The organism is Micromonospora sp. WMMD1076 (assembly GCF_029581475.1).
Classification (GTDB): domain Bacteria; phylum Actinomycetota; class Actinomycetes; order Mycobacteriales; family Micromonosporaceae; genus Micromonospora; species Micromonospora aurantiaca.
The window spans coordinates 6,215,680-6,227,055 of sequence record NZ_CP120862.1; the positions used below are offsets into that span (position 1 = coordinate 6,215,680).

An 11,376-nucleotide genomic window follows, 5' to 3' on the forward strand; every position below is an offset into this window, starting at 1 on the left:
AATGCGCAGGAAGTTCGCGAGGAAGGATGAACCGCGATCAGGGGAGCAGCACGGCAGCCAGCGGCTGCACCGTCTCCTCGATCTCGTCCGCGACCCGGCTGAAGCACTGGTCGCCCCGCCCCCACGGGTCGTCGAGGTCGTCGGTGGGCAGCGCGGAGGCGTTCCGCCGGGCCGCGTCGACGGCCGCGACGAGGGCGACGCCGCGGGCGTGCACGGCGTCCGGTGTCGGCTCGGCCGCCGGCAGGGCGGACCGGTCCAGCGCGCCGAGCAGACGGCCGAACTCACCGAGCACGAACGTACGCGCGGCGGCGTCCGGCCGCAGCGCCACCACGTACTCCTGCTGGTCGGCGGTGGCGGTGAGCACCAGGTCGGCGGCGTCGATCAGATCGGAGCGCAGCCGCCGGGCGGCGAACCCCTCGGTGTCACCGCCACGCGAGATCACCTGCCGGGCGGCGGGCGGGTTCATCTCCTCCCCCGCGTGCCAGCCGCCGGTGCCGGCGCTGTGGCTGTGCACGAGCGCGTCCGACCCGGCCGGGTCCACGTCGAGGCGGACCAGCCGCTCCCGGACCGCGAGCAGCAGCAGCCGCTCGGCCATCGGCGACCGGCAGATGTTGCCCATGCAGACGTGCAGGACGGTGAAGGGCGGCACTCAGACCCCCCGCTCGTCGAGGATGTCCGGCACGACCTCGCGCAGCTTCGCCAGCGTCACCGCGCCCTCGCGCAGCACCCGCGGCACGTCGCCGGTCAGGTCGACGATGGTGCTCGGCACCGGATCCACCGCCGGACCGGCCTCCAGGTACGCCCGGACGCCGTAGCCGAGCTGGTCACGCGCCTCCTCGGCGGTGAGCGCGGCGGGCTGGCCGATCTTGTTGGCCGAGGCGACCGCCATCGGCCCGGTCTCCCGCAGCACCTCCAGCGCGACCGGGTGCAGCGGCATCCGCACCGCCACCGTGCCGCTGGAGTCGCCCAGATCCCAGGCCAGGCTCGGCGAGTGCTCCACCACGATGGTCAGCGCACCGGGCCAGAACGCCTCGACCAGGTCGCGGGCCGCGCCGGGCAGCGAGAAGACCAGGCCGTCGAGCGTGTGCCGGGAACCGATGAGCACCGGGGGCGCCTGCCGGGCGCCACCCTTCGTATCCGCCAGGGCCTTCACCGCGTACGGGGTGAAGGCGTCCGCCCCGATGCCGTAGACCGTGTCGGTCGGCAGGACGACGAGTTCCCCGTTCTTGACCGCCTCGATGGCAGCGGCGATGCCGCGGTCCCGGTCGGCGGGCGACCGACAGTCGTAGAGCATCACGAGGAGTCAGTCTGCCACGCCGGGGCGGGCTCGGCGTGGGTGCCGTCCGCCCGCCGGGACGCGCTCGCCCAGCGGGGCCGCCCGGCCAGGTCCCGGTGCTCCTCCACCCGGTCGTAGCGGCCGTCGCCGCGCAGCAGCGCGGGCACCGCCGCCGCGTGCGTGTCGTCGTGTTCGATGCCGATCGCACCACCCGGGCGCAGCAGCGCGGCGGCCCGGCCGACCACCGGACGGATCACGTCCAGCCCGTCCGCGCCGCCGAACACCGCCTCGTCCGGGTCGTGCCCGGCCACCTCCGGCGGTACCGCTACCGACCTCGGCACGTACGGCGGGTTGCAGAGCAGCACGTCGACCCGTCCGGCCAGGCCGGCCAGCAGTTCCGGATCGGTCACGTCGGCGGCCACCACCTCGACCGGCCGGTCCCCGGCGGCGGCGCGCTCGGCCGCGTTGCGCCGCAGCCAGGCCAGCGCCGCCGGGGACCGCTCCACCGCCACCACCCGGGCCGCGGGCACCTCCTGAGCGACCGCGAGGGCGATCGCGCCGGAACCGCTGCACAGGTCGACCACGAGCGGCGCGGCGTACTCCCGGGCGCGCTCGATCCCCCACCCGGCCAGCAGTTCGGTCTCCGGCCGGGGCACGAAGACGCCCGGCCCGACGGCCAGCTCCAGGTGCCGGAAACCGGCCGAGCCGAGCAGGTGCTGCAACGGCTCGCGGGTCACCCGCCGCCCGACGAGCGCGTCCAACCGGTCGCGCTGTGCCGGGGTGAAGCCGTCGGCGAGCGCCAGCCGGCCACGCGGCACGTCCAGGACGTACGCGGCGAGCTGCTCGGCCTCGGCGCGGGGCGCCTCGACGCCCGCCGCGGCGAGCGCGCGCGCCACCCGGGTGATCACCAGCGACGGACGTTCGCGTTCTGTCCCTTCGGACGGGTGTTGCGGGAGTGCGGTCACGCAATAATCATGAGGCGTCGCGGCCCACCTCACGAGCGGGTGCGTCCGGGCGCACACCGCAGGGAGGTCGCGAGTGGGCTGGCTCGACCAGGTCGAGGACCAGGTTGACGCTCTCCGACGCGCTCGGTCACTGCAGGAGGCCAGCCGGTCCGCGGAGGCGTGTGCCCTGCTCGACCGCGTCATCCGCACCACCGACGACCCGTACGCCCGCGCCGACGCGCTCGTGCAACGCCTGTCCGCGCTGATCAATCTCGGCCGGACCGCCGAGTTCACCCGGGCCGTCGAGGACGCCTCCGCCGCCGTACGCGACCTGACCGAGCCCTACCTGCACGGGCACCTCAACGCGCTGGCCGCGCTCGCCGCACACCACCAGGGCGCGCTGGACCGGTGCGTGATGCACCTGGTCCGGGCCGCCCGCGCGCTCAGCGCCGACGACACCCCCGACCGGGACACCGCCTGGGGCTGGCACGACCTGGCGATGGCGTACTCGTACCTGAGCTTCCACGGCCACGCGCTCGGCGCGATCGAGCGGGCCCGGGAGGTCGGGCTCAGCGTCTGCATCCCCGAGGAGACGTTCGCCGCCCCCGGGATCCGGCTGCGCAACGCGGTCGCGCTCGACCACAACGGCGACAGCGACGGCTGCCTGCGGGTGCTGCGCGACGTCGCCGGTGACCTCGCCCGGTTCCTGCGCGGCGGGGGTGCCGGCAACCTGCGCCCGAGCAGCCTGGCCGCGTACGGCTACGCCGCCGCCCGGCGGGCCGCGCTCGGCGACCGGGTGGAGTCCGCCGGGGACGCCGACCCGAACCGGCTGCTCGGCCACGGCGGGGACAGTGCCCGCGCCCGCGACCTGCGCCAGCTCGGTCAGGTCTGCCTCGCGGTGGCCGCCGGCCGCCCGATCGAGGCGGTCACCCGCCTGGACTCGCTGCGGGTATCCGACGAGACGCTCGGCGCGGCCGAGGCGCCCCGGCTGCGCAGCGTGGCGCTGGCCCGGGCCGGTGACCACGCGGGCGCGCACCGGGCCGACCGGCACGCGTTCCGGCTGGCGGCGCGGCGCAGCGACCGGCTGCGTGACGTCTACATCGACGGCATCGCCGCCCGGATCGACCACGAGGAGATGCGCCGCGAGGCGGCCCGGTACGAGGGCGAGGCGCTCACCGACCCGCTCACCGGCCTGCCCAACCGGCGCCGGCTGGAGCGCTACCTGGGCGCCGTGGTGTCCCGGGGCGAGCGGGTGGTGATCGGCGTCTGCGACCTCGACGGGTTCAAGGCGGTGAACACCCGGCACGGCCACCACTCCGGGGACCTGGTGCTGCAACGGGTCGCCGGGGTGATCAACCGGGTGATGCGGCGGGGCGACTTCGTGGCGCGCTACGGCGGCGACGAGTTCGTCGTGGTGCTGCCCGACACCGGCATGCCGGAGGCGGTCGAGGTGGCCCGCCGGATCGAGGCGGCCGTCCGCACCGAGGACTGGGAGTCCCTGGTCCCGGGCACGCCGGTCGGGGTGACGATCGGCTTCGCCGAGGTCGACGGCAGCACCACTGTGAGCGTCCGGGAGGCGCTGGGCGCCGCGTTCGAGCTGGCCGACCGGGAGATGCTGCGCGCCAAGGCGCGACCGCGCGCGAGCTGAGCGGTAAGGAGGGGCCCTTGTTAACGCCTCCGGTAGAGGAGGGGCCCCGGCTTGACACCCCAGCGGTCAGCGGCGGGACAGCTCGGTCTCGCCGGCCAGCCGGGCCGCGCGGTCCGCCTCGGCCAGCGCGTCGAGCACGCCGTCCAGTTCGCCGGCCAGCGCCAGGTCCAGGTTGTACGCGGTGTAGCCGATGCGGTGGTCGGTGATCCGGTTCTGCGGGAAGTTGTAGGTGCGGATCCGCTCCGACCGGTCCACGGTCCGGACCTGCGCCTTGCGGGCGTCCGACGCCGCCGCGTCCGCCTGCTCCTGGGCGGCGGCCAGCAGCCGGGCGCGCAGGATGCGCATGGCCTGCTCCCGGTTCTGCAACTGCGACTTCTCGTTCTGGCAGGAGACCACGATGCCGGTCGGCACGTGGGTGATCCGTACCGCCGAGTCGGTGGTGTTCACCGACTGCCCACCGGGGCCGGACGAGCGGAACACGTCGATGCGCAGCTCGTTCGGGTCGATGGTGACGTCCACGTCCTCCGCCTCGGGCAGCACCAGCACGCCGGCGGCGCTGGTGTGGATCCGGCCCTGCGACTCGGTGACCGGGACGCGCTGCACCCGGTGCACGCCGCCCTCCCACTTGAGCCGGGACCAGACGCCGTTGCCGCCCTCCGGGACGCCCTTGCTCTTGATCGCCAGGGAGACGTCCTTGACGCCGCCGAGGTCGGAGTCCTGCGCGTCGATCACCTCGGTGACCCAGCCGTGCCGCTCGGCGTACCTGGTGTACATCCGCAGCAGGTCACCGGCGAACAGCGCGGACTCCTCGCCGCCCTCGCCGGCCTTGATCTCGACGATCACGTCCTTGGCGTCGTGCGGGTCGCGCGGGATGAGCAGCTCCGCGAGCCGTTCCTCAAGGGCCGGCAGGGAGGCGGCGATGGTGTCCGCCTCGACGGCGAACGTCGCGTCCTCGGCCGCCAGTTCCCGGGCGGCGGCCAGGTCGGCGCGGGCCTGCTCCAGCTCACCGGCCGCCTTGTGCAGCGGGACCAGTTCGGCGTACCGACGGCCGACCCGCCGGGCGGTGCCCTGGTCGGCGTGGATGGCCGGGTCGGCCAGCCGCCGCTCCAGCTCGGCGTACTCGTCGAGGAGTGCGGCCAGGCGCTCACTGCTCATGCTGCGGATGCTCCTTGGGGGAGGTGAAACCGGCGCAGACGGACGAACGCCCGTGCCCGGCAGGAGCCGGACACGGGCGTCGTCGACGGAGCTACTTGGCCTTCTTGGCCTGAACCTTGGCGTACTTCTGCTGGAACTTCGCGACCCGGCCGGCGGTGTCCAGCACGCGCTGCTTACCGGTGTAGAACGGGTGGCAGGCGCTGCAGGTCTCGACGCTGATGGCGCCGCCCTTGGCGGTGCTGCGGGTCGTGAACGTGTTGCCGCAGGAGCAGCGGACCTCGGTGGTCACGTACTCCGGGTGGATGTTGGGCTTCATGTCGCCTCGGTCCTTTCGTCGGTGGTCGCCGGGTCGCCGTCGGTGCGCCCCGTCGTCACGACGGGCTCGGGCGTGAACCGGAACCGGTGGCCGATTGACCAGTCTGCCACGGGCGTCTTCCACCCGGCACAGGAGGTCCGCCACCCTCAACGCCGGCTCACCCGTCAGCATTCCCACCCCCCATCCCACCCACTCCCCCACCGGCCCGGCCCCGGGGCCGCCTCCGCCCCGCCCCCGGGCCCGGCGATCATGAGGTTAGCGGTGTTTCCTGTCGCTTTTGTCCGGGCCAACTTCATGATCACCGGAGCGAGAGCCGGGTGGGCGGGGGCGGGGCGGGGGCGGGGGGCGGGGGCGGGGTTACCGGGTCGTGGTCACCTGCGCCTCGGCCTTCACGCCGTTGACCGTCACAGTCAGCCGGACCTGGGCGCCGGGGCGCAGGGCGGTCAGTTTGCCGGTCAGCGGATCGAAGCGGGCGGCGTGCCAGGGACGTACGCCCGTGGCACCGCCGATGTGCAGGTTCGGCGAGCCGGACCAGTCGGCGCTGACCGGCGCGGCCACCGGCACCTGCCGGCCGCTGGGCTGGGTGAGCGTGGCAGTGACGTCGGCCGGCGTACGCCCGGACACCTGCGCGGGGGCGGTCAGCGCCAGCCGGTCGACGTGCGCGTGCATCTCCGCGCCGACCCACTCCGGGCCCTCGGCCAGCGGGTCACGGCGGGCCTGCTCGGCCTCCCCCGGCGTCACCGGGTCCACCCCGAACTCGGTCCACCCGGTGAACCCGCCGAGCGCCGCCGGTGTGGACGGGTCCTTGCCCGAGTTGCCGTTGATCACGTACGGCACGCCGTCCACCCGGTCGGCGTGGAACGTGCCGACGTGGCCGTTGACCATCAGCGCGCCCTTGCCGGTGCGGTGCTGGAAGTCGGCCAGCCACTGCTCGACCAGTGCCGCCTCCTTGCGGTCGCCGAGCTGGCTGGCCTTGGCCGGGCTCGGGTCGCGCGGCGGGTGGTGGAAGAACACCGCCACCGAGCCCACCGAGCGGTCGGCGGCGGCCTGGTCGAGCGTCCGGCGCAGCAGTTCCACCTGGTCGAACCCGCCGCCGCGCAGCGACCCGGTGGCGGTGCTCAGCGTGAGGAACCGGGTACCCCGGTGGTCGAAGACGCGCGAGGTGTCCCCGAAGACGCTCCGGAAGTTGTCGATCGGCGCGCCCATGATCTCGTGGTTGCCGGGCACGTAGTAGTACGGCACCTCGCCGTCCAGTTCCTCGTCCAGGATGCGCTTGGCCAGGGCGAAGTCCGCCGGGTAGGCGGTGTCCACGAAGTCACCGTTGATGATCAGGAAGTCCGGCCGGGCGGCGCGGACCTCGCGCAGCGTACGGCGGGCCTGGGCGACCAGGTCGCTGTCCGGGTTCGCGGCGACGAACTGGGCGTCGGAGAGCACCGCGAAGCGCCAGGGCGCCCCGTCCACGGTGCCGTCACGGACCACCACCCGGTCGGTGCGGTTCGGCTCCGGCGGCGCCTGCACGTCCGGCGGCACCCGGGCCACCAGGTCGTCGATCACCACCTCGCTGCGGTACTGCTCGGCCGGGTCGGTCTCGGCCACGTAGAACCGGCGCACCCGTACCGGGTACTGCACGCCCGGCGGTACGGCGAACTCGACGTACTTCCAGCCGGTCCAGTCCAGGTACGGGCCGCGCAGCACGAACTGGGTGTCCTGCGCGTCGTGCAGGTGCAGGCTGGGCCATTCGCCGGTGCCGTTCGCCTTGATCCACATGCCGAACGCCTGCGGCTGGCCGGGTACGTCGATCCAGGCGGGCGGGTCGGCGTACGCGGCCCGGGTGCCGGTGGACTGGCTGAAGTCGTACGACATCCGCAGCCCGCCCCCGGTGTGCCCCTCGGCCGGTGCGACCGATCCGGAGGCCCGGGCCTGGCTGAACGTCCAGGACGCCGCGTCGTCGAACCCGGCCACCGGCACGTCGGTGAGCCCGACGGTCACCGGCAGGACCGTGGTGCGGTTGCCGACCCGGGCGGTGACCAGCGCCGAGCCGGTCGCGGCGAGCGCCTTGACGGACAGGTTGCCGTCGGCGGTGGGGGTGACGGAGAGCAGGTCGCTGTCGTACTCCAGCCTCAGGTCGGCCGGCTCGATCGGCGCGGTGTTGCCCTCGGCGTCGTAGCCGACGACGCCGAACAGGCCGCTGTCGCCGGCCCGGTCCAGGCCGACCCGGTCGACGGTGCCGTCGATGCGCGCGAGCGGGCCGAGCACCGTCAGCTCGATCGTGCCCCGGGCGCGGCCGCGGGCGGCGGTGACGGTGCTGCGGCCGGGGACGGCGGCCCGGAACACGCCGTCGCCGTCGACCCGGCCGTGGGTGGCGTGCCAGCGCGGCTCGCCGACGGCCGGGCCGTAGGTCTCGTCGTATCCGGCGGCGGTGAGCCGGCGGGTGAGGCCGGGGAAGACCCGGTCCGGCCGGCCGCCGCGCACCGGCGCGACACCGGGTGCGGCGGTCGGGTCGCTGGCGGTCTCCAGCCAGTAGCCGGTGAGCCGGCCGCTGCCCTTCGGGGCGTAGACGGCGAGCCCGTTGGGCACCGGCCGCTCGCTGCCGTCGGACGGGCTGTTCTCCACCTGGACCGCGGCCGCGCCGGGTTCCCGGGCGAGCAGCGTGGAGGAGCCGCCGCCGTCGAGGTTGAGCGCGTTCGCGGCGCCCAGCTCGGACATCATGCGGCCCATCTCGGTCTGGGTGACGCCCCGGCTGTCCACCTGCCGGCCGTCCACCGTCAGCATGATCATCTTGCGTCCGTCGGCGGAGAACCCGACAGCGGTGCGGGGGGCCAGCGAGGCGTCGGCGATGCTCTGCACCACGCCGTCGCGGACCAGCACGTTGCCGCCGCCCACGGCGGCGCGCAGGTCGCCCCCGTCGGAGGCCCGAGGCCGCCAGGTCAGGTCCACCGCGTCGCCGGGACGCAGCGCGGCGAGCGCGTCGGCGCCGGCCTCGCGGCCGAGCAGCACGGTGCTGCCGGCCGGGATCGGCCCCTCGCCCGCCGTGGTGGCGACGCTCGCCACCCGGCCGCCGGTCACCGTCACCTCGACCGTCCGGGCCGCGCCCTCCACCGCCCGCTTGCGGGTGTACGAGCCCCAGAGCGGCGTGAACACGCCCACGCCGTCGCGCTGCACCATGTTGTTGAACTGGGTGAGCGGCACCGGCCCGGCGGGCAGCGTCGCGGTGCCCTCGAAGCCGACCTGGACGACCCGGCCGATGCCCTGGGCGCTGATCCCGACGGCGTTGGGGTGCCCGGCGACTGGCGACTGCACCAGTTCGCCGGAGCGGACGCCGACGCCCTGGGCGGCACCGGAGTTGTTGATGTCGAAGAAGTCGCCGTTCACCGCGGCGACGGCACGGGACCGGTCCACCGCGGCGCGCAGCGGCTCGTCCCTGGTGACCTCGCCCGAGTTCACGTAGTCGACGGTCAGCCCACCGGCCAGGTCGGCGGTGAGGGCGTCGGCGCGCAGCCAGCCGGCCGCGTCGTACCTGTCGAAGGAGGTCAGGTCGAGGCCGGGCGCGACCGGCCGGGTGGTCTTGGCGGTCTCCAGGCCGCCGGCCGGTTCCACACCGGCTAGCGCGACGGCGGAGTCGGGGCGGGACGAGGCGCGTGGCGCGTCCTCGGCGGCGGTGCCCGGCGCCGCGACGGCCGACGGCGCGGCCGTGGCGGCGGACGGCACCGGCGCGGTGAGGGTCAGCAACGGCGTCAGCAGCAGGACGCCGGCGAGGTGGGCGGGTCGACTGCGGGTTCGCATGGACGACAGTCAACCCGACGATGAACAGAAGTTTCAATACCTAGCGGCTTAACCGTAGAAAAACTTCACCGCCTGCGGCCCGGTACGCGACGAGGGGCACGGCCGATGCGGCCGTGCCCCTCGTTCGCCGGATCCGTCAGCTCACTCGCCCGGAGTGGACTTCGCGATCTGCATCAGGAACTCGATGTTGGTGCGGGACTGCTTGAGCCGGTCCAGCAGGAGGTCGAGCGCCGCCTGCGAGTCCAGCGAGTGCAGCACCTTACGGAGCTTGTGGATGATCGCCAGCTCCTCCGGCGCGAGCAGGACCTCCTCCTTGCGGGTGCCGGAGGGGTTGATGTCGATCGCCGGGAAGACCCGCTTGTCGGCGATCTTCCGGTCCAGCTTCAGCTCGGCGTTACCCGTGCCCTTGAACTCCTCGAAGATGACCGTGTCCGCCATGGACCCGGTCTCCACCAGCGCGGTGGCGAGAATGGTCAGCGAGCCGCCGTTCTCGATGTTGCGCGCCGCGCCGAGGAAGCGCTTGGGCGGGTAGAGCGCGGTGGAGTCGATACCACCCGACATGATCCGGCCGCTGGCCGGCGCCGCCAGGTTGTACGACCGCCCGAGCCGGGTCACCGAGTCGAGCAGCACGACCACGTCGTGCCCCAGCTCGACCAGGCGCTTCGCCCGCTCGATCGCCAACTCCGCCACCGTGGTGTGGTCCTGCGGCGGACGGTCGAACGTGGCCGCGATGACCTCGCCCTTCACCGACCGCTGCATGTCGGTGACCTCTTCCGGCCGCTCGTCGACCAGCACCACCATCAGGTGGCACTCCGGGTTGTTGCGGGTGATCGCGTTCGCGATCGCCTGCAGCACCATCGTCTTACCGGCCTTCGGCGGCGACACGATGAGCGCCCGCTGGCCCTTGCCGATCGGCATGACCAGGTCGATCACCCGGGTGGTGAGGATGTGCGGCTCGGTCTCCAGCCGCAGGCGCTCCTGCGGGTAGAGCGGCGTGAGCTTGTAGAACTCCGGCCGGCGCTTCGCCTCGTCCGGCTCCATCCCGTTGATGGTGTCCAGCCGGACCAGCGGGTTGTACTTGTCGCGCCGCTGCTCGCCGTCCCGCGCGGCCCGCACGGCGCCGGTGATGGCGTCACCGCGGCGCAGGCCGTACTTCTTGATCTGGGACATCGAGACGTACACGTCGTTCGGGCCGGCCAGGTAGCCGGTGGTCCGGACGAAGGCGTAGTTGTCGAGCACGTCGATGATGCCGGCGACCGGGACGAGCACGTCGTCCTCGCCGACCTGCGGCTCGCGGCCGCCACCGCTCTCGCCCTCGCCCCGCTCGCCGCGGCCGCGACGACGGTCCCGGAACCGGCTGCGCCGGCCCCGCCGGCCGCCGCCCTCACCGTCGTCGTCGCCGTCGTTGTCCCGCTCGGCGCGCTGACCACGGTCGTTGCGGTCACCCCGGTCGTTGCGGTCGCCGCCCCGGTCACCGCGCTCGTTCCGGTCGTTGCGCTCGGCGCGCTCGCCCCGCTCGTTGCGGTCGCCACGCTCGGCCCGGTCACCACGGTCGGCGCGGTCACCACGGTCGTTGCGCTCACCGCCGCGCTCGCCACGGTCGGCCCGCTCGCCGCCGCGCTCGGCCCGGTCACCGCCGCGCTCACGGCCCCGGCCCTCGTTGCGCTCACCGCGCTCGGCCCGGTCACCGCCACGCTCGGCGCGCTCACCGGTCTCGGCGGGCGCCTCCTCGGCGCGCGTCGTCTCGGCCGGCCGCGCCTCGGTCGCCGGCGCCTCGGCCGGTCGCGCCTCGGAAGTCGCGGCGGCGGCCCGGCTGCGGCGACCGCGGGTACGACCCTCGGTCACCTCGGCGGCCGGCGCCTGCTCGGCGGGGCGTGCCTCGGCTCGCTCCTCACGGACCTCCGCGTGCACCTCCTCACGGGCGGGAGCGGACGCAGCCGCCACCTCGGCTCGCGGTCGAGGGGTTCCGGCCGCGCCGCCCTGCTGCCGCTCGGTGATGGCACTGATCAGCTCGCCCTTGCGCATGCGAGCGGTACCAGAGATGCCGAGCGACGCGGCCAGGCTCTGCAGCTCCGGCAGCAGCATCGCCGACAGACCGGTGCCGCTCCGCCGGCGGCGCGTGGGGGCGGCGGTGGTGGTGGCATCGCCAGCGACGTTGGAAACATCCGACGTCACGTCGGTGGTGTCGCTCAATGGATTCCTTCCCTCGATAGGCCGGGGCTGCCCGGAGTCGTGGAACCAGGTGGCCGGGCGG

Annotated in this window: 8 protein-coding genes; 1 reads left to right on the forward strand and 7 read right to left on the reverse strand. The window is 74.3% G+C overall.

The window, feature by feature from the left end:
* Positions 1-37: 37 nt before the first annotated feature.
* From O7622_RS28110 to prmC, 3 genes are read right to left on the reverse strand one after another with little or no spacing between them, the layout of a single operon-like run.
* Positions 38-649, reverse strand: coding sequence for a phosphotyrosine protein phosphatase (locus tag O7622_RS28110; RefSeq protein WP_282311095.1), 612 nt, complete (start codon positions 647-649; stop codon positions 38-40).
* On the reverse strand, positions 650-1,294 hold the full coding sequence (locus O7622_RS28115; RefSeq protein ID WP_013288268.1) for an L-threonylcarbamoyladenylate synthase: 645 nt from the start codon (positions 1,292-1,294) through the stop codon (positions 650-652).
* The gene (gene prmC, locus O7622_RS28120; RefSeq protein WP_282311097.1) at positions 1,294-2,241 is read right to left on the reverse strand and encodes a peptide chain release factor N(5)-glutamine methyltransferase; all 948 of its coding nucleotides are present in this window, start codon (positions 2,239-2,241) and stop codon (positions 1,294-1,296) included. Before prmC ends, O7622_RS28115 begins: the two co-directional genes overlap by 1 nt.
* Positions 2,242-2,314: 73 nt before the next feature.
* Here prmC and O7622_RS28125 point away from each other — a divergent pair, with 73 nt between their 5' ends.
* Positions 2,315-3,868, forward strand: coding sequence for a GGDEF domain-containing protein (locus O7622_RS28125; RefSeq protein WP_282311098.1), 1,554 nt, complete (start codon positions 2,315-2,317; stop codon positions 3,866-3,868).
* Positions 3,869-3,934: 66 nt separating this feature from the next.
* Here O7622_RS28125 and prfA read toward each other — a convergent pair whose 3' ends face one another.
* The 4 genes from prfA to rho form a co-directional block, all read right to left on the reverse strand.
* Positions 3,935-5,023, reverse strand: coding sequence for a peptide chain release factor 1 (gene prfA / locus O7622_RS28130; RefSeq protein ID WP_013288271.1), 1,089 nt, complete (start codon positions 5,021-5,023; stop codon positions 3,935-3,937).
* 91 nt (positions 5,024-5,114) lie between these two features.
* Positions 5,115-5,339: a 50S ribosomal protein L31 gene (gene rpmE / locus O7622_RS28135; protein WP_013288272.1), complete on the reverse strand. Its 225-nt coding sequence runs from the start codon at positions 5,337-5,339 to the stop codon at positions 5,115-5,117.
* Positions 5,340-5,696: 357 nt separating this feature from the next.
* Positions 5,697-9,122, reverse strand: coding sequence for a phosphodiester glycosidase family protein (locus O7622_RS28140; protein WP_282311099.1), 3,426 nt, complete (start codon positions 9,120-9,122; stop codon positions 5,697-5,699).
* Between the two features lie 141 nt (positions 9,123-9,263).
* The gene (gene rho / locus O7622_RS28145; RefSeq protein WP_282311100.1) at positions 9,264-11,315 is read right to left on the reverse strand and encodes a transcription termination factor Rho; all 2,052 of its coding nucleotides are present in this window, start codon (positions 11,313-11,315) and stop codon (positions 9,264-9,266) included.
* Between the last annotated feature and the right edge of the window lie 61 nt (positions 11,316-11,376).